The organism is Pseudomonas lijiangensis (assembly GCF_018968705.1).
GTDB classification, from domain to species: Bacteria; Pseudomonadota; Gammaproteobacteria; order Pseudomonadales; family Pseudomonadaceae; genus Aquipseudomonas; species Aquipseudomonas lijiangensis.
Genome location: NZ_CP076668.1, coordinates 2,449,630 through 2,467,378 on the forward strand (window position 1 = coordinate 2,449,630; position 17,749 = coordinate 2,467,378).

A 17,749-nucleotide genomic window follows, 5' to 3' on the forward strand; every position below is an offset into this window, starting at 1 on the left:
TCCATGGCACTTGATCGAAGCGCTGATATCGAGCTGCAACTGCTGATTGATGCGATTTATCTGAAATATAGCTACGACTTTCGGGACTATTCCGGCGCGTCTATCAAGCGCCGGGTGAACCATGCCCTGCGTCAGTTCGACTGCAGCACCATTTCTGCCTTGCAGGAGCGTGTGCTGCACGATCCTGCGGCGTTCATGCAGTTGCTGCAATTGCTGACCATTCCGGTCAGCGAGATGTTTCGTGATCCTTCGCATTTTCTGGCCATTCGCCAGGAAGTGGTGCCGTTGCTCAGGACCTATCCGTCGATCAAGGTCTGGATCGCCGGTTGCAGCACGGGGGAAGAGGTCTATTCGACGGCGATTCTGTTGCGTGAAGAAGGGTTGCTGGAGCGCACCATCATTTACGCCACCGATATCAACCCAAGCTCCCTGGAAAAAGCCAAGCAGGGGATCTTTTCCATGGAAAGCGTGCGCGCCTATGCCGAAAACTACCGCAAGGCCGGTGGTCAGCGCGAGCTCTCGGATTACTACACCTCGGCCTATGATTACGCGATTTTCGACAAGACCCTGCGCGACAATGTCACGTTCGCCGATCATAGCCTGGCCACTGACAGCGTCTTCTCCGAAACGCAGCTCATTTCATGCCGTAACGTGCTGATCTATTTCAACAAGAGTCTTCAGAACCGAACCTTCGGGTTGTTCCATGAGTCATTATGCCATCGCGGATTTCTGGCATTGGGCAGCAAGGAAACTCTGGATTTCTCCGAGTACAGCAATGCTTTCGAAACACTGGTGAAACCGGAACGGATCTACCGGAAAAAATGAAAACGACCTTCAGTGTCGAGTCGGCCGATTGCATGCTGCCGGCAGTGGATGCCATTGTCGTCGGTGCGTCGGCGGGCGGTGTGGAAGCGTTGCTGAAAATATTCGGCATGCTCAGGCCCGGTTTCCCTCTGCCGATCATTGCCGTCCTGCATCTGCCGGAGTCGCGGCGCAGCCAGTTGGCTCATGTATTCCAGAATCGTCTGGCGATACCGGTCAAGGAAGCGGACGACAAGGAGTCGATTGTGCCCGGCACGCTGTATTTTGCGCCTGCCGGTTATCACCTGTCGGTGGAGAACGATCACAGCTTTTCGTTGAGCCAGGAAGAGCGCGTATTTCATTCGCGGCCCAGCATCGATATTTTGTTCGATTCGGCTGCGGATGCCTTTGGCTCACGCCTTGCAGGCGTATTGCTGACCGGTGCCAATAACGATGGGGCACTCGGGTTGGCGCAAATAAAGAGATACGGTGGTTTTACCGTGATTCAGGATCCGGATCAGGCCCTGGCGCGCACCATGCCCGAGGCGGCTCTGGCGCTCCATTCGCCTGATTACCTTCTGCCTTTGAATGAAATAGGCCAACTGCTGGTCAAGCTGGAACGAATCACATGCTAAATGAAATCCAGGCAAAACTGCTCATAGTCGACGATTTGCCGGAAAACCTGCTTGCCCTCGAAGCGTTGATCAAGCGCGATGACCGCACCGTATACAAAGCCTTGTCGGCAGATGAAGCCTTGTCCCTGCTGTTGCAGCATGAGTTCGCCCTGGCCATTCTCGACGTGCAGATGCCCGGCATGAACGGTTTCGAGCTGGCCGAGATGATGCGCAGCACCGAAAAGACCAAGAACATACCCATCGTGTTTGTCAGTGCGGCGGGGCGGGAACTCAACTATGCCTTCAAAGGCTACGAAAGCGGAGCCGTGGACTTCCTGCACAAGCCGCTGGATATCCACGCGGTCAAGAGCAAGGTCAACGTCTTCGTCGAGCTGTATCGCCAGCGCAAGGCGGTGAAAATGCAGGTCGAGGCGCTGGAACAGAGTCGCCACGAACAGGAAATACTGCTCAAGCGTCTGCAGGCGACCCAGGGCGAGCTCGAACATGCCATCCGCATGCGCGACGACTTCATGTCCATCGTCTCCCATGAAGTGCGCACACCGCTCAATGGCCTGATCTTGGAAACCCAACTGCGCAAGTTGCATCTGGCCAAGGACAACACATCGGCTTTCACACTGGACAAACTGCGGGGCATGGTCGAGCGCGACGAGCGTCAGATTCAGAGCCTTATCCGGCTGATCGAGGACATGCTCGATGTGTCCCGTATCCGCACCGGCAAGCTGTCGATCCGGCCAAACGCCTTTGACCTGAGCGAACTGGTGGGCCAGTTGCTGGAAAACTTCGCTGCCCAGATTGCTGCGACCGAATCCACCGTCACCCTGTTTGCCGATGAGACGGTCATCGGAGTCTGGGACGAGTTCCGGATCGAGCAGGTGGTGGCCAACCTGTTGACCAATGCCATGCGCTACGGTGCCCGCAAGCCGATCGAGGTGCGTGTGTATTGTGCAGACGGCGAGGCGCGGGTCGAAGTGACCGACCAGGGGATCGGGATTTCCGAGGAAAACCAGAAGCGCATCTTCCAGCAGTTCGAGCGGGTAACGGCCAAGCATGCGGTGGCCGGCCTGGGACTTGGGTTGTTCATCTCCGAACAGATCGTCCTGGCCCATGGCGGCCGGATTGTCGTGGAGAGCGAAGAGGGCAAGGGCTCGACATTCCGCGTATGCCTTCCGCTGTAGGAGCGAATTTATTCGCGAACGGGTGGCCTTCGCGAATAAATTGGCTCCCACGAGGTTGTGCCGATCAATTAAGGCACAAACAACACTCGTGGGAGGCAGCTTGCTGGCGAAAAAGACCTGAAATCGACAGACATTCTGCGTCGTACGCTGAAGTCGCCAGCAAGCTGCCTCCCACAAATTGACTTCATTGACCTTAACTGATCGGCATTACTCCCACAGAGTTGTGCGAAGTTTCAGAAAGATTTGCGCAACCTCTACCAAGCGCTGTGGTCGTATTGGCAGCTATTTACAGAACAAAAGGCAGTTCCATGAGCGCTGATGCAGAAAACGTCGTACTAATCGTCGAAGACGAACCCTTGATCCTGATGCTGCTGGCTGATTATCTGTCGGGCGAGGGCTATCGGGTCTTGCAAGCCTCCAACGGCGAGCAGGCGTTCGAGATTCTGGCAACCAAGCCCCATCTGGACCTGATGATCACCGACTATCGCCTGCCGGGCGGGTTCTCTGGTGTGATGATTGCCGAGCCGGCCGTCAAGTTGCGACCTGAACTGAAGGTCATCTTCATCAGTGGTTACCCGGCAGAAATCCTCGATTGCGACAGCCCGATCACCCGCAAGGCACCGATTCTGGCCAAGCCGTTCACCATGGAAACCCTGCACACCCAGATCCAGCGTCTGCTGGCCTGAGACTTTGGCGATTCAGGCCTCGATCATCTCTCTCACCTTGGACGTCAGGTGATCGAAGGCAAAGGGCTTGGTGATCATCTGCATGCCGGTATCCAGAAAACCCGAGCGAGCGGCTGCATGCTCGGCATAACCGGTAATGAACAGCACTTTCAGCTCAGGCCTTAGCTGCCGCGCTATCTCCGCCAGTTGCCGCCCGTTCATGCCGGGCAGGCCGACGTCGCTGATCAACAGGTCGATGCGCTGATCGGACTCCAGAACCGGCACCGCACCTCGTGCGTCGCCTGCCTCTATATAGGCATACCCCAATTCGCTGAGTACCGAGCTGACCAGGGCCCGCACGGAGGGGTCGTCTTCGACTATCAGGACGGTTTCGCCTGCTTTGGCCTGAATGGTATCGCCCCGATAACTCTGTTCGTTTTCGGGCTGATCGCCCTGGAAGCGCGGCAGAAACAACTGCACGGTGGTGCCGCGACCGACTTCGCTCTGGATGGCGACATGGCCATGAGACTGCTTGCTGAAGCCGTAAATCATCGACAGACCCAGCCCCGTGCCCTGGCCGATGGGTTTGGTGGTGAAAAACGGGTCGAAGGCGCGATTGACTACGGCTTCCGGCATGCCGCAACCGTTGTCGCTGACGCTCAGGACCACGTAGTCGCCCGGCAGGAGGTTTTCATGGGCGTTGGTGAACGACTTGTCCAGCCGCTGATTGAAGGTCTCGATCTGCAACTGTCCGCCATCGGGCATGGCGTCCCGGGCATTGAGCACCAGGTTGAGCAGGGCATTCTCCAACTGGTTGGGATCGGCTTCGGCCGTCCATAGATCTGCATTGAGGTGCATGTCCAGGCGAATGCTTTCATTGAGGCTGCGCTGGATCAGTTCCCCCATGGAGCTGACCAACTGGTTCATCTCCACAGGCTTGGAGTCCAGCGACTGGCGTCTGGAAAACGCCAGCAGTCGATGGGTGAGGGAGGCTGCCCGGTTGGCGGAGGTCACGCCCAGGTCAATCAGTTTATCCAGGTCGTCGAGTCGGCCTCGCTCCAGGCGGCGCCTGATCATTTCAAGGCTGCCGATGATGCCCGTGAGCATGTTGTTGAAGTCGTGAGCGATGCCGCCGGTCAATTGGCCGACGGCCTCCATCTTTTGTGACTGGCGCAGGATCTCTTCTTTGTTGCGCAGTTGTGATGTTCGCTCTTCAACCTGCTGCTCAAGGGTTTCGTTGAGGCTGCGTAGCTGGGCTTCGGCCTGCTTGCGCTCCGTGATGTCGGATGTCACCCCCACAAGGTTACTGACCTGGCCGTTCTTGGCGCGGGTGGCCCGGGCGCGCACATCGACCCAGTTGACCGAGCTGTCGGGCCAGATATCACGGAATTCGATGATGAAATCGACGCCGGTATCCAGGCTGCGCTGCAAGGCCGATTGCATCCGAGGCTGATCTTCGGGGTGAACGGTGTTCAGCCAGTCGTCATAGCTGAAGCTTTCATGTTCTTCCCGGCCATAATGGGATTTGCTGATGGCCGAGCAGGTGAGTTCGAGAAATTCGGCTTCCAGTTGCCATGAGCCGAGGCGGCCTGCCTTGAGGGCGTTCTGCAGGCGCCTTTCGCCCTCCAGCAGATCTTCCATCCTCGCCCTGGCTTCATACTGACGCCTTCGGCCACGCACGGCCGTGGAAACCAGGCTGACCAGCGTCATGGGGTGGAAAGGGCGTTCCAGAAAAGTGACATTGCCCAGCAGGCTGCCCAGGCGGGCAGATGGCGACTGGTCCGTACCGCCATGATGGGTGAGCAGGACCACAGGCAGGTCTGACCAGGCAGGCTGGTTGGCCAGGATGCTGAGCAACGGGTTGATATCCCCGCCGCGCAGAGCCTCGACGGCAATCACTGCAAGTCCGGCACCTGCACTGAGTTCCTGAACAAGTTCATTGAGGTCGCGGGCGATCGTCGCCCGAAAGCCCGCTTCCTCAAGGATCATTACCGCAATCTGGCTGTCACGCCCTCTGGGGGCCAGAATGACAGCCCGTTCCGATAACAATCCGCTGACACTCACTCGTCTTCATCCTTGAGCAGTGGCTTGCTTTCGCCAAGGTAATCGGGCGCACCCCGCAGGATTCCCTGAAAGGCTGCCAATGGATCGCCTATTCGCAGGCCGCTCCTGCCGATGCGGTATTCGCGAATCGTCGATTCGTGAGTCCCGGTCCGTTTCTTGATGATGGATATGGCCCTGCGTATCTGGCCGAGTGCCTCGAAGTAGCGCAACAATATCACGGTGTCCGCCAGATAAGTAATGTCTACCGGCGCTTGCATGTCGCCCACCAGACCATGTTGTGCCACGGTCATGAAGGTGGAGGCACCTTGTCGGTTGAGATAAAGCAGAAGTTCATGCATGTGCAGAACCAGCGAGTTCTCTTCCGGCATCGCTGCCTGATAGCCGTTGATGCTGTCGATGACTACAGTCTTGATCTGTTTGTCATCCACGCAGCGGCGCACCCGGTAGGAGAACTCTCCCGGTGACAACTCGGCTGCATCCACCTGCTCGACCAACAGGTTGCCCGACTCCTGCAGAGCCTTGAGGTCGATACCTATCTTGCTCATCCGCTCGAACAGCAGGCCCAGCTCTTCATCGAAGACGAACAGGCCGACCCGCTCGCCACGGGCCACGGCTTCGGCAGCAAACACCAGGGCGATCAGGGATTTGCCCGTGCCGGCAGGGCCCAGGATCAGCGTACTCGAGCCCCCGTCCAGGCCACCGCCCAGCAGATCGTCGAGCTCTGTAATGCCGCTGCTGAGTTGTGTGCGGACATAGTCGTTGCGGTGTTCTGCCGCGACCAGCCGTGGGAAGACGTGGACGCCGTCCGACATGATGGTGAAGTCATGGAAGCCACCGCGATACTTCTGGCCGCGATACTTGACGATTTTTATGCGTCGCCGCTCTGCGCCGTAATCGGGCGTCAGTTCCTGCAGGCGGATCACGCCATGGGCGACGCTGTGCACGGTTTTGTCCATGCTTTCTGCTGTCAGGTCATCAAGCAGCAGGACCGTGGTTTGGTAACGCGCGAAATAATGTTTGATGGCCAGGATCTGCCGTCTGTAACGCAAGGAACTCTGCGCCAGCAGGCGAATCTCCGAAAGGCTGTCGATGACTACGCGAGAAGGCTTGATGCGTTCCACCACATCAAAGATCTGCCGCGTTGCTTCACCCAACTCAAGGTCGGAGGAATACAGCAGACTCTGATGCTGCTCTTCATCAAGCAGGCTTTCAGGGGGAGTCAGCTCGAAGATTTCGATATGCTTATCCAGCTCCCAGCCATGGGAACGTGCGCCTTCACGCAATTCCAGTTCGGTTTCCGAGAGTGTGATGTACAGGCAGACTTCGCCCGCTTGGGCTCCCGCCAGCAGAAATTGCAGCGAGACGGTTGTCTTGCCGGTTCCGGGTTCTCCTTCGAGAAGGAAAACATGATTGCGTGAAAGGCCACCCGAAAGGATGTCATCCAGACCTTCTATGCCGGTTACTGCTTTTGAATTTTCCAAGTATTGCCCTCTTGTTTCCGATTACAGGCAATGAATCTGGACCCCTTTTGACCGGTCCGGTTCAGACTTTTTCTCCCGCAGGCACTGGGGCGGGGCTGATTTGTGGTCCGGGAAATGTCACAAAAGTCGCCTTACGACAGCCGTGAAGGGCTTGGTATAGTCCGCCTCAGACAGACAATAACCACCCTGAGGATGATGCCGTGTCCGACTACCAAACCTTTCTTGTCGAGCTGACTGATCACATCGCTCATGTGCAGATTAATCGACCGGATAAGGTCAATGCCATGAATGCCGCTTTCTGGACCGAAATCATCGAGATATTCCAGTGGGTCGAGGAAAACGACGAGGTTCGCGTCGTGGTCCTGAGCGGTGCGGGCAAGCACTTTTCCTCGGGGATCGATCTGGCGTTGCTGGCCGCCATCGCGGGTGAAATGGGCAAGGATGTGGGGCGCAATGCGCGTATGTTGCGGCGCAAGATCCAGCAGATGCAGGCTTCGTTCACTGCCGTGGACAACTGCCGCAAGCCTGTGCTGGCGGCGATTCATGGTTACTGCCTGGGCGGTGCCATTGACCTGGTTTCCGCGTGTGACATGCGTTATGCCGCAGCCGATGCGCAATTTTCGATCCGCGAAATCGATATGGGCATGGCAGCCGATGTCGGCACCCTGCAACGCCTGCCACGAATCATTGGCGATGGCATGATGCGGGAACTGGCCTATACCGGGCGCACAGTCGGTGCCGAAGAAGCCCAGCGCATCGGTCTGGTCAACAGCACTTTTGCCGATGCGCCGAGCCTGCTGGAAGCTGTCTTTGCCATCGCCCGTGAAATCGCCGCCAAATCGCCGATTGCCATAGAGGGCACCAAGCAGATGATCGCCTACATGCGCGATCATAGTATCGACGATGGCCTTGAGCATGTTGCCATCTGGAACTCTGCCATGCTGCAATCGGTCGATCTGAGGGTGGCTATGGCTGCGCACATGAGCAAACAGAAGCCGGTTTTCGACAATTAAGGAGTTCTTGTCATGACACGCCCGGCGCGTTGGACAACTGCAGTTCTGGATACCTCGGCCACAGGTGGCCTGGCCGTGGTTCATAGTGATCAGGGTTTTCTGCTTGACGGCAATGGCGTCATGTTTCCCAGGGAGTGGCTCAAGCGCCAGGACCTGCCGGTGCAAAGTGAGCACGGCATCGGCCACTTCGATGGCGAGCCGGTCTATTTGCTGGTACTCGATCGCTCGGTGGAGGTCGAAGGCTGTACCTGGCAGGGACTGCGCCAGTTCATGTTGCAGGGGGATTTTGCGGTCTATCAGAAACTCGGCTATGCGGCGCAAGTCAGCACCTGGGCGCGCGAGCATCGATTCTGTGGGGCCTGTGGCCGCCCGACGGTGCAGATTGCCGGTGAACGGGCCATGTACTGCGAGCATGACAACCTGCGTCTCTACCCTCGCATCTCGCCAAGCATGATCGCGCTGATTACCCGTGGCGATGAAATCCTGCTGGCGCGTTCACCGCGTTTCGTGACCGGCGTCTACAGCGCTCTGGCAGGCTTTGTCGAACCCGGCGAGTCGGCCGAGGACTGCGTGCGTCGGGAAGTGATGGAAGAGGTGCAGATCCGCATCCGCAATATCACCTACGTGGGCAGCCAGTGCTGGCCGTTTCCGCATTCGATGATGCTGGGGTTCCACGCCGAATATGAAAGCGGCGAAATCGTGCCGCAGGTCGATGAGATCGAAGATGCGCGCTGGTTCCATATCGACGATCTGCCGCCGTTACCGGCCAGTCGTTCCATTGCGCGTCATCTGATCGACTTGTATCTGGCTCGTCGTTCAGGCGCCCCCGAACCAGTGTTGCCAGGCTAGGCGTACGGTCAGGCCGAGTACCACGATGATGAATACCGGACGAATGAATTTGGCGCCGCCCTTGATGGCGGTGCCTGCGCCAAAGTAGGCACCGAGCATCACCGACAGGCCCATGCTCAGGCCGATGACGAAGTCCACCTGGCCCGAAAAGATGAATATCGACAAGGCCACGGCATTGCTGACAAAGTTCATGCTGCGTGCCACGCCGCTGGCCTTAACCAGATCCACCGGGTACATCATCAGCGTGCTGACGGTCCAGAAAGCGCCGGTGCCCGGGCCAGCCACGCCGTCATAGAAACCCAGCGACAGGCCTTGGGGCAGTTGCCATTTCTTCCTGACCGGTGCATTGCTGTCCAGTGGAGCCTTGGGGGTGCCGCCGAACAGCAGATACAGACCGCAACCGAACACAATCACGGGCAGCATCTGATTGATCCATTCGGCAGGCAGGTAATGGGCGATCACCGCGCCGATTGCAGCGCCCACGGCAGTGCCCACCAAGGCATGAGCCCATTGCCGGGGATGGAAAAGCTTGCGACGGTAGTAGGTGAAGCTGGCGGTTGCCGAGCCGAAGGTCGAGCTGAGTTTGTTGGTGCCCAGCACCAGATGCGGCGGCAGGCCGGCCGTCATCAGGGCAGGGGTGGTCAACAGCCCGCCGCCTCCGGCAATGGCATCGATGAATCCGGCAATGAAGGCAACAACGATCAGAATGGCGAGGGTGGCAAGGTCGACACTGAGTTCAAAAGGCATGATCGGTACGGCTTATAGGGCAGGGGGCAGAATGGCTGCCCGAAGGCGCGCATTCTACTCCCCTGTTTGCCCTGTGTCAGACAATGGTCGAAGGCGTTTTTCAGATTTCACCCAGTCCGACCCAGCGCTGTTCGCGTGCTGCAAGACGAATCGCGGCTGCCAGGCGTTCGATCTGCCAGGCCTCTTCAAAGTCCGGCCCTCGCTTGCCAACGCCGCACACGGCCTGAATCAGTGAATGCACTTCCAGCGCCTTGAGCTCGTTGTACCCCAGTTGATGGCCGGGCGCAGGGCAGAAGGCGGCATAGCCTGCCTGGGCTGGTCCTGCGAGTATCCGCTGGAAACCATCGCGCCCGGTTGCGCCGCTGCGATAGATGCGCAGCTCGTTCAAGCGCTCCTGATCGAAGGCCAGAGTGCCGCGGGTGCCGCTGATTTCAAAGCTCAGATGGTTCTTGTAGCCGTGCTTGAGCCAACTGCTGCTGAAAGTGCCGCGTGCGCCACTGGCAAAGCGCAGCAGGGCGTGGGTCTGATCATCCACTGCAATCGGACGCAGCTCGTTGCTGCCACGGGTGGCGGGGCGCTGGCGATGCACTGTGCTTGAATCGGCGCATACCGCTTCGATATCGCCCAGCAGGTAGCGGGCCATGGCCAGCAGATGGCTGCCAAGATCGGCCAGTGCGCCACCGGCATGCCCGGCTTCACAGCGCCAGGACCATGGCGATGCCGGGTCGCCCATGAAGTCTTCGCTGAACTCTCCCTGGAAACTGATGATTTCCCCCAGCTCACCCGCTTCGATCATTTCTCTTGCAAGGTCGATCATCGGGTTGTGCTGATAGTTGTAACCCACTTGCGTCACGACGCCTGCGGCCTCGGCACTGCGGCGCATTTCATCCGCCTGGGCCAGGCTGACTGCCAGAGGCTTTTCGCAATACACTGCTTTTCCTGCGGCGATGGCAGCCATTGCCATGGGGAAGTGCAAATGATTGGGCGTGGTGATCGCGACGATCTGTACCTGAGGATCGTCGATCAGTTGTTGCCAGTCACTGTGGCTGCGCTCAAAGCCCCATGCCTGAGCACATTGTTCGGCGCGGGCACTGTCTGCATCGGCCAGGGCTGCGAGGTGAATAGGGGCAGGTAATTCAAAGGCAGCACTGACATTGCGAAACGCCAGGGCGTGGGCACGGCCCATGAAACCGGTGCCGATCAGACCGATACCCAAGGGTGCGGCGAGGGGGTTTTTCCGCATGACAATCTCCGTGATGGATTATTGTTTTCGGAAAATATATTCCACAAATTATAATTATGGAAATTTAATTCTTGAATTTATGCTGATCAGTTAAGGTGCACGGAAACTTGTGGGAGGCAGCTTGCTGGCGAAAAATATCTGAAAACCGGCAGATATTCTGCGTTTGTACGTGAAGTCGCCAGCAAGCTGCCTCCCACAAAGTGATTAATCCTGTCTCAGGAAAGAAACCCGCCATCCACATTCAGCGCAACGCCGGTGGTGTAACTCGACGCTTCACTGGCCAGATACAGCACCGCGCCCGCCATTTCACTGGGAGCAGCCACGCGCTTGAGGGGGATCTGGGCCAGTGCCATGTTGAGGATGGCGTCGTTCTTGACCAGCGCCGAGGCGAATTTGGTATCGGTAAGGCCCGGCAGCAGGGCGTTGCAGCGGATGCCGAACGCTGCGCATTCCTTGGCGAACACCTTGGTCATATTGATGACCGCCGCCTTGGTTACCGAATAGATGCCCTGGAATTGCCCCGGCGAGACGCCATTGATCGAGGCCACATTGATGATGCTGCCGCCACCGTTGTCGCGCATCAGCTTGCCGGCTTCCACCGACATGAAGAAATACCCGCGAATGTTCACGTCCACGGTCTTCTGAAAAGCCCCGAGGTCCGTATCCAGCACATTGCAGAACTGCGGGTTGGTGGCTGCGTTGTTGACCAGCACGTCCAGACGCCCGAACTGTTGGCGAATCTGCTCGAACACGCTTTGAATCTGTTCCATTTCACCGATATGACAGGCGATGGCTGTCGCCTTGCCACCTTCGGCAACAATGGCATCTGCAACCTGCTGGCAGCCCTCGATCTTGCGGCTGGAAACAATCACGTGTGCGCCTTGCTGGGCCAGCAGTCTGGCGATGGCTTCACCAATGCCGCGACTGGCGCCGGAAACGAAGGCGACTTTGCCATCAAGGTCGAATAACTGGGTTCTGGACATGGTGGTTTCCTTGGGTCACTGCACTCAAAGGCTGGATTTTTCGATCACTTGCAGGCTCATGCGCTCCAGCAGCAGGTTCATCTGGATGAACTGTGCGAAACGTTTGTCCTGGGTCTGGCCATGGAAGAAACGATAGTAGATCTGCTGCACGATGCCCGCCAGACGGAACAGGCCATAGGTGTAATAGAAGTCGAAATTATCAATACGAATGCCTGAGCGTTCGGCGTAGTAGTCGACAAACTGCTGACGATTCAGCATGCCTGGGGCATTGCTGGGCTGGCGACGCATCAGTTGCACGGGCGCAGGGTCGTCGGCCTGAATCCAGTAAGCCAGGGTGTTGCCCAGGTCCATCAGCGGATCGCCCAGCGTGGTCAGTTCCCAATCCAGCACACCGATGATGCGCATCGGGTTGTCGGGGTCGAGAATCACGTTGTCGAAACGGTAATCGTTATGCACGATGGCCGGTTTCGGATGGTCGGCGGGCATTTTCGCTACCAGCCAGTTCCTGACCTTTTCCCAGGCGGGAGCATCGGGAGTCATGGCTTTCTCGTAGCGCTCGCTCCAGCCCAGAATCTGCCGTTCCACATAACCCTGCGGCTTGCCCAGGTCCGCCAGGCCGCAGGCCTGATAGTCGACCTGATGCAGCTCCACCAGTTTGTCGATGAAGCTTTTGCACAAGGCTTCGGTCTGCCCGGCATCCAGGTTCAATTCCGGCGGCAGGTCCGAGCGCAGGATGATGCCCTTGACCCGCTCCATGACGTAGAAGTCGGAGCCGATCAGGCTTTCATCGGTGCAGTGTGCATAGGCTTTCGGGCAGTAGGGGAACGCATCCTTGAGGCCGTTGAGAATGCGGTACTCGCGGCCCATGTCGTGAGCCGACCTGGCTTTTTGCCCGAATGGCGGGCGGCGCAGAACGAACTCCTGTTCGGGGTAGCGGACCAGATACGTGAGGTTCGAGGCACCTCCCGGAAACTGGCTGATCTGCGGCAAACCGCTGAGACCGGGAATCCGGGTTTTGAGGTAGGGATCGATGAGATGTGCGTCCAGCTCTTCACCGGGACGAATATCCGTGGACTGGTCGGTTAGCGCCATGCTTATTCCTGCTTATTATGGTCTGTCAGGATCATTGGCTAATCTAATGAACGACGTCTTTGCGAACAACCCTGGGCGAGCCTTATAGGCTAGCGTGTTGCCCGTCGATCAGCCGGTTTGATTCAGGCGAAAAAAAAACCGAAGCCCTGAAGCTTCGGTTTTTTGTGCATGGCAAGAAGCAACTCCGGATCAGACCGGAAAGAGGTCGCTCAGCTTCATGGCCAGCATCATGTCGCCTTCGGCGCGCAGCTTGCCGCCCATGAAGGCCTGCATGCCATCGGTTTCGCCGCTGACGATGCCTTTGAGGGTTTCGCTGTCCATGATCAGGGTCACGTTGGCGTCAGGGTTCTCGCCTTCCTGCAGTTCGCAGGTGCTGTCCTTGACGATCAGGGCGTAGTGCTTGTCTTCGTCAGTGATGTTGAATCCGAAAACCAGGTCCAGGCCCGCAGCGGCGCCTGGGTTGAACTTGGCTTTCATGGTTTGGACAGCTTCGGCTACTGAGGTCATGGTTTTATCCTTTTATGGTTGGTTCTGGCGCCGGTCAGGGCGCGATTGGCCGGACTCAGCGGTAAGTGATGAGTTCCGGCGCCTTCAGCAGTTGCAGGTGTGTGTCACTGTTGAAGGAAGCCAGGGTCACCTTGCTGCCACTGAATTCCAGCCGGTTCAGCGAGGTGTTGACGATATGCCAGTTAAGCTCGAATGCCTGCTGTGCGGGCATTCCGGTGACAAGGTGCAGCAAGGCCGTAATGGTGCCGCCGGAAGTGAACACGGCGATGCGCTCACGTTTGCCGGCAGTTTCGATGATTCTGTCCAGGCCAGCCTTTACGCCAGCGACGAATGCCAGCCAGCTTTGCATGCCCGGTGTGTCGTGTTTGCCGCCCAGCCAGCGGCTGACGATCTGCGCAAACAGGCGCTGGAACTCGGCCGGGGTATGGCCGGCATTGCGCAGGATGTTCAGGGCGTCGGGTTCATCGGGCAGCATCGCGGGTATAAGGGCACGCACGACACCTTCGGCATCGAATTCATTGAAAGCGCTGTCGATTTCCAGTGCGGGCGGTTCAAGACCGGCCTCGGCCAGTTGGGCCAGGGCATTTTGCGCGGTGTCTTTCTGGCGTCGCAGACTGCCGGACAGGCAACGGTCCAGGCGCAGGCCCAGCTGTGCCAGATGCGCGCCCACTACCTGAGCCTGACGAATGCCGACAGGCGACAGCACGTCGTAATCGTCTGCACCGAATGAAGCCTGGCCATGTCGTATCAGATAAATGCTGCCCACGTCCGTGTCGTCTCGGTACGTTGAAGGTCCGGCGAGGTTATGGGGGATCGCCGGGGGCTGTCAACGAAAAAACATACGCTCGTTTGAAATTGCTGTTTTAACTATTTGCAATATGTAGCGCGCTGGTGAACCTCCTGGCTCGTCGGTATGCTGGAGTCATCGCAGCCCTTGACTGGAAAGGGCGCAACGCAAGTGAGGAGTATCTGTGGATTTTGTCGCTGATTACGCAAGTTTTCTGGCCAAGACGGTTACGCTGGTCATTGCCATCGTCATCGTGCTGGTGGCTATTGCGTCAGTACGTGGAAAAGGCCGTCGCAAGTCGGCAGGACAGCTTCACGTCACCAAACTCAACGAGTTCTACAAAGGTCTGCGCGAGCATCTGGAACAATCGTTGCTGGACAAGGATCGCCTCAAGGCCTTGCGCAAAGAGCAGGCCAAGGCTCTGAAGAAAGAGAAGAAACAGGTCGAGCCCGAGGTCAAGCCACGGGTCTACGTTCTGGATTTCGATGGCGACATCAAGGCTTCTGCCACCGAAAGCATGCGTCATGAAATCACCGCATTGCTGACCATGGCCACTGAAAAGGACGAAGTGGTCCTGCGCCTGGAAAGCGGCGGCGGCATGGTTCACAGCTATGGCCTGGCTTCATCGCAACTGGCGCGTATCCGTCAGGCGGGGATCCCACTGACCATCTGCATCGACAAGGTCGCGGCCAGCGGCGGTTACATGATGGCTTGCATCGGCAACAAGATCATCAGCGCACCGTTCGCGATTCTCGGTTCCATCGGCGTCGTGGCGCAGTTGCCCAACGTCAACCGTCTGCTGAAAAAGCACGATATCGATTTTGAAGTGCTGACCGCAGGCGAGTACAAGCGCACTCTGACCGTGTTTGGCGAAAACACCGAGAAGGGCCGCGAGAAGTTTCAGCAGGATCTGGACATCACCCATGATCTGTTCAAAGGCTTCGTCGCCAGCTATCGCCCGCAGTTGTCCATCGATGAAGTGGCCACCGGTGAAGTCTGGCTGGGCATGGCGGCTATTGAGAAACAACTGGTCGATGAGCTGCAGACCAGTGATCAGTATCTGGCCGGGCGGGCCAATGAAGCCGAGGTCTTTCACCTGAATTACGCCCAGCGCAAAAGCCTGCAGGAGCGGGTAGGGCTGGCGGCTGAATCATCGGTGGATCGACTGGTGACCGGCTGGTGGAGTCGGTTGACCCGGCAGCGGTTCTGGTGATGCCTTCGCGAATGAATTCGCTCCCACGGCAGGGGTGAATTCATTCGCGAAACACTGCCCGTCAGCGACGACGGAACAGCGGCAGAGGCTCGTCGGTGGCGGCCTGGTAAGTCACCGAGAAGTCCTTGAGGCCTTCGAGGGCGTCGTACGGGTCCTTGTCGGCGCGCACGGCAAAAGCATCGAAGCCACAGCGACGCAGGTAGAACAACTGGTCGCGCAACACATCGCCAATTGCCCGCAATTCGCCCTTGTAGCCATAGCGATCACGCAGCAGGCGTGCATTGGAGTAGCTACGGCCATCGGTGAACGCCGGGAAGTTCAGGGCAATGACCTGAAACTCATCGACGTGTTCGCCGATTTCCTCGGCTTCTTCATCACTGTCCAGCCATACGCCCAGGCCGCCATCGCGGGCCTTGAGTGCATGGCCGTGTTCACGCCACAGTGCCAGAGGGACGATCAGGTCATCGCAGTTGGACAGGCTGTCAAAGGTCGTTTCCTTGGGCAGCAGGTGCCAGGTCTCGTCGATGACTTCGTTGTTCTTAATGATTCGCTGCATAGACGCGCTCCTTGAAAGGGTCAATGCCAATACGCTGGTAGGTGTCGATGAAGCGTTCGTCTTCGGTGCGTTTCTCGACGTAGACGTCAATCAGCTTCTCGATCACGTCCGGCATCACGTCCTGAGCGAAGGACGGGCCGAGGATCTTGCCCAGGCTTGCATCACGGCTGGCACTGCCGCCGAGGGAAACCTGATAGAACTCTTCGCCTTTCTTGTCCACGCCCAGAATGCCGATATGACCGACGTGGTGGTGACCACAGGCGTTCATGCAGCCGGAAATGTTCAGGTCCAGTTCACCGATGTCAAACAGGTAGTCCAGGTCATCGAAGCGGCGCTGGATGGATTCGGCGATCGGGATCGACTTGGCGTTTGCCAGGGAGCAGAAATCACCGCCAGGGCAGCAGATGATGTCGGTCAGCAGGCCGATGTTCGGTGTGGCGAAGCCGCTTTCACGCAGTTCGTTCCAGAGAGTGAACAATTCCGATTGCTCGACGTCGGCCAGAATGATGTTCTGCTCGTGAGAGGTGCGCAGCTGGCCGAAGCTGTAGCGGTCGGCCAGGTCGGCAACGGCGTCCAGCTGTTTGTCGGTCAGGTCGCCAGGGGCAACGCCGGTTGGCTTGAGTGACAGTGTCACGGCAACGTAGCCCGGCTTTTTGTGGGCCAGGACATTGCGGGTACGCCAGCGGGCGAAGCCGGGGTGTTGAGCGTCCAGGGCAGCCAGCTCATCGTGCTGGTCGCTGAGCGCCTTGTATTGTGGATCGACGAAGTGCTTGGCGACACGCTGTACTTCGGCTTCGGTCAGAGTGGTCTGGCCGCCGCGCAGGTGAGCCATTTCGGCCTCGACCTTTTCGGCGAAGACTTCAGGCGTGAGTGCCTTGACCAGAATCTTGATCCGGGCCTTGTACTTGTTGTCGCGACGACCATAGCGGTTGTAGACCCGCAGGATGGCGTCCAGGTAGCTCAACAGATCCTGCCATGGCAGAAACTCGTTGATGAAGGCGCCAACCACCGGGGTGCGGCCAAGGCCACCGCCGACAAGCACGCGGAAACCCAGCTCGCCGGCAGCGTTGTATACCGGCTCCAGGCCGATATCGTGCACTTCAATGGCAGCGCGGTCGCTTTTCGAGCCGTTGATCGCGATCTTGAACTTGCGCGGCAGGTAGGCGAATTCCGGGTGGAAGGTGGTCCACTGGCGAACGATTTCACACCATGGACGCGGGTCGATCACTTCGTCGGCAGCAACGCCGGCGAACTGGTCTGTGGTCACGTTGCGCAGGCAGTTGCCGCTGGTCTGGATGGCGTGCATCTGCACGGTAGCCAGTTCGGCCAGAATATCCGGCACGTCTTCCAGGGCTGGCCAGTTGAACTGTACGTTCTGGCGGGTACTGATGTGCGCATAACCCTTGTCATAATCACGGGCTATCTTGGCCATCATGCGCGTCTGACGCGACGTCAGCTGGCCGTAAGGCACGGCAACGCGCAGCATCGGCGCGAAACGCTGGACATAAAGACCGTTTTGCAGGCGCAACGGTCGAAACTCTTCTTCGCTCAGTTCCCCCGCCAGATAGCGTCGGGTCTGGTCACGGAACTGCTTGACGCGGTCCTCGATGATCCGCTGATCGTACTCGTCGTATACGTACATATAGGTCCTGTTCTCAGGCTTCGTAATGAAGCAAGGGCTGCTGCGTCAGACACGACTGTTGTCAACACAGTCAGCCTTCGCCTGCCAGGCCTTGCGCCATCCAGACAATTCTGCGCGCACGGTCGCGCACTCCCTACGGAGCGCGGCGAAGATAACAGTTTGCAGATATCGGTAAAAGTGATGTTTATATATATGCAAATCGTTAAAAGCGATAAGCAAAATCCGCTGGCCCTATGACCTTGCTTGCCGTGTGGGAAATTATCGACTTTACTCAATGCCTATCGATGCCTGATGAG

General features: G+C 58.0%; 17 protein-coding genes. 7 read left to right on the forward strand and 10 right to left on the reverse strand.

Features of this window, described 5'->3' with window-relative positions; all coding sequences use genetic code 11:
- The first annotated feature begins 3 nt into the window (after window positions 1-3).
- The 4 genes from KQP88_RS10685 to KQP88_RS10700 all read left to right on the forward strand — a co-directional run bounded on the left by KQP88_RS10685 (window position 4) and on the right by KQP88_RS10700 (window position 3,297).
- Entirely contained in the window at window positions 4-825 is an 822-nt protein-coding gene (locus tag KQP88_RS10685; protein WP_216705637.1) for a CheR family methyltransferase, read from the forward strand.
- Window positions 822-1,436 carry a chemotaxis protein CheB gene (locus tag KQP88_RS10690; protein ID WP_200992920.1) on the forward strand — a complete coding sequence of 205 codons (615 nt, stop codon included), beginning with the start codon at window positions 822-824 and terminating at the stop codon, window positions 1,434-1,436. The genes KQP88_RS10685 and KQP88_RS10690 overlap by 4 nt, the downstream gene beginning before the upstream one ends.
- Window positions 1,430-2,611, forward strand: a complete 1,182-nt coding sequence (locus tag KQP88_RS10695) for a hybrid sensor histidine kinase/response regulator (protein WP_216705638.1) — start codon at window positions 1,430-1,432, stop codon at window positions 2,609-2,611. Before KQP88_RS10690 ends, KQP88_RS10695 begins: the two co-directional genes overlap by 7 nt.
- Before the next feature lie 308 nt (window positions 2,612-2,919).
- Entirely contained in the window at window positions 2,920-3,297 is a 378-nt protein-coding gene (locus KQP88_RS10700; RefSeq protein WP_025259857.1) for a response regulator, read from the forward strand.
- A gap of 12 nt (window positions 3,298-3,309) precedes the next feature.
- Here KQP88_RS10700 and KQP88_RS10705 read toward each other — a convergent pair whose 3' ends face one another.
- Together KQP88_RS10705 and KQP88_RS10710 are read right to left on the reverse strand one after the other, a co-directional pair.
- Window positions 3,310-5,340 (reverse strand): ATP-binding protein, encoded by a 2,031-nt coding sequence (locus KQP88_RS10705; protein ID WP_216705639.1) that lies wholly within the window; start codon window positions 5,338-5,340, stop codon window positions 3,310-3,312.
- Entirely contained in the window at window positions 5,337-6,821 is a 1,485-nt protein-coding gene (locus KQP88_RS10710; protein WP_216705640.1) for an ATPase domain-containing protein, read from the reverse strand. The genes KQP88_RS10705 and KQP88_RS10710 overlap by 4 nt, the downstream gene beginning before the upstream one ends.
- 200 nt (window positions 6,822-7,021) lie before the next feature.
- Here KQP88_RS10710 and KQP88_RS10715 point away from each other — a divergent pair, with 200 nt between their 5' ends.
- Both KQP88_RS10715 and nudC read left to right on the forward strand, forming a co-directional pair.
- On the forward strand, window positions 7,022-7,834 hold the full coding sequence (locus tag KQP88_RS10715; RefSeq protein WP_216705641.1) for a crotonase/enoyl-CoA hydratase family protein: 813 nt from the start codon (window positions 7,022-7,024) through the stop codon (window positions 7,832-7,834).
- Between the two features lie 12 nt (window positions 7,835-7,846).
- Window positions 7,847-8,683 (forward strand): NAD(+) diphosphatase, encoded by an 837-nt coding sequence (nudC, locus tag KQP88_RS10720; RefSeq protein WP_216705642.1) that lies wholly within the window; start codon window positions 7,847-7,849, stop codon window positions 8,681-8,683.
- On the opposite strand, the gene KQP88_RS10725 is transcribed toward nudC, so the two are convergent.
- The 6 genes from KQP88_RS10725 to KQP88_RS10750 all read right to left on the reverse strand — a co-directional run bounded on the left by KQP88_RS10725 (window position 8,651) and on the right by KQP88_RS10750 (window position 14,021).
- A complete protein-coding gene (locus KQP88_RS10725) occupies window positions 8,651-9,430 on the reverse strand; it encodes a TSUP family transporter (protein WP_216705643.1) in 780 nt (259 codons plus the stop codon). The two genes, nudC and KQP88_RS10725, sit on opposite strands and share 33 nt — an antisense overlap.
- Window positions 9,431-9,530: 100 nt before the next feature.
- Window positions 9,531-10,673 (reverse strand): Gfo/Idh/MocA family protein, encoded by a 1,143-nt coding sequence (locus KQP88_RS10730; RefSeq protein ID WP_216705644.1) that lies wholly within the window; start codon window positions 10,671-10,673, stop codon window positions 9,531-9,533.
- Between the two features lie 215 nt (window positions 10,674-10,888).
- A complete protein-coding gene (locus KQP88_RS10735) occupies window positions 10,889-11,656 on the reverse strand; it encodes an SDR family oxidoreductase (protein WP_216705645.1) in 768 nt (255 codons plus the stop codon).
- A 24-nt stretch (window positions 11,657-11,680) separates the two neighbouring features.
- The gene (locus KQP88_RS10740) at window positions 11,681-12,748 is read right to left on the reverse strand and encodes a phosphotransferase family protein (RefSeq protein WP_216705646.1); all 1,068 of its coding nucleotides are present in this window, start codon (window positions 12,746-12,748) and stop codon (window positions 11,681-11,683) included.
- Between the two features lie 189 nt (window positions 12,749-12,937).
- Window positions 12,938-13,255: an SCP2 sterol-binding domain-containing protein gene (locus tag KQP88_RS10745; protein WP_216705647.1), complete on the reverse strand. Its 318-nt coding sequence runs from the start codon at window positions 13,253-13,255 to the stop codon at window positions 12,938-12,940.
- A 55-nt stretch (window positions 13,256-13,310) separates the two neighbouring features.
- A complete protein-coding gene (locus KQP88_RS10750; protein WP_216705648.1) occupies window positions 13,311-14,021 on the reverse strand; it encodes a histidine phosphatase family protein in 711 nt (236 codons plus the stop codon).
- A gap of 205 nt (window positions 14,022-14,226) precedes the next feature.
- On the opposite strand from KQP88_RS10750, the gene sohB reads away from it, so the two are divergent.
- The gene (gene sohB, locus KQP88_RS10755; RefSeq protein ID WP_216705649.1) at window positions 14,227-15,255 is read left to right on the forward strand and encodes a protease SohB; all 1,029 of its coding nucleotides are present in this window, start codon (window positions 14,227-14,229) and stop codon (window positions 15,253-15,255) included.
- A 61-nt stretch (window positions 15,256-15,316) separates the two neighbouring features.
- Here the strand turns inward: sohB and KQP88_RS10760 are convergent, their stop codons facing one another.
- Together KQP88_RS10760 and KQP88_RS10765 are read right to left on the reverse strand one after the other, a co-directional pair.
- Window positions 15,317-15,811 (reverse strand): DUF934 domain-containing protein, encoded by a 495-nt coding sequence (locus KQP88_RS10760; RefSeq protein ID WP_216705650.1) that lies wholly within the window; start codon window positions 15,809-15,811, stop codon window positions 15,317-15,319.
- Window positions 15,795-17,453, reverse strand: a complete 1,659-nt coding sequence (locus KQP88_RS10765; RefSeq protein WP_216705651.1) for a nitrite/sulfite reductase — start codon at window positions 17,451-17,453, stop codon at window positions 15,795-15,797. Before KQP88_RS10765 ends, KQP88_RS10760 begins: the two co-directional genes overlap by 17 nt.
- Window positions 17,454-17,749: the final 296 nt, after the last annotated feature.

Bases quoted from the DNA above. Each gene is read 5' to 3' on its own strand.
- KQP88_RS10685 (WP_216705637.1), top strand. From the start codon at position 4: ATGGCACTTGATCGAAGCGCTGATATCGAGCTGCAACTGCTGATTGAT.
- KQP88_RS10690 (WP_200992920.1), top strand. From the start codon at position 822: ATGAAAACGACCTTCAGTGTCGAGTCGGCCGATTGCATGCTGCCGGCA.
- KQP88_RS10695 (WP_216705638.1), top strand. From the start codon at position 1,430: ATGCTAAATGAAATCCAGGCAAAACTGCTCATAGTCGACGATTTGCCG.
- KQP88_RS10700 (WP_025259857.1), top strand. From the start codon at position 2,920: ATGAGCGCTGATGCAGAAAACGTCGTACTAATCGTCGAAGACGAACCC.
- nudC (WP_216705642.1), top strand. From the start codon at position 7,847: ATGACACGCCCGGCGCGTTGGACAACTGCAGTTCTGGATACCTCGGCC.
- KQP88_RS10725 (WP_216705643.1), bottom strand. From the start codon at position 9,430: ATGCCTTTTGAACTCAGTGTCGACCTTGCCACCCTCGCCATTCTGATC.
- KQP88_RS10730 (WP_216705644.1), bottom strand. From the start codon at position 10,673: ATGCGGAAAAACCCCCTCGCCGCACCCTTGGGTATCGGTCTGATCGGC.
- KQP88_RS10735 (WP_216705645.1), bottom strand. From the start codon at position 11,656: ATGTCCAGAACCCAGTTATTCGACCTTGATGGCAAAGTCGCCTTCGTT.
- KQP88_RS10740 (WP_216705646.1), bottom strand. From the start codon at position 12,748: ATGGCGCTAACCGACCAGTCCACGGATATTCGTCCCGGTGAAGAGCTG.
- KQP88_RS10745 (WP_216705647.1), bottom strand. From the start codon at position 13,255: ATGACCTCAGTAGCCGAAGCTGTCCAAACCATGAAAGCCAAGTTCAAC.
- KQP88_RS10760 (WP_216705650.1), bottom strand. From the start codon at position 15,811: ATGCAGCGAATCATTAAGAACAACGAAGTCATCGACGAGACCTGGCAC.
- KQP88_RS10765 (WP_216705651.1), bottom strand. From the start codon at position 17,453: ATGTACGTATACGACGAGTACGATCAGCGGATCATCGAGGACCGCGTC.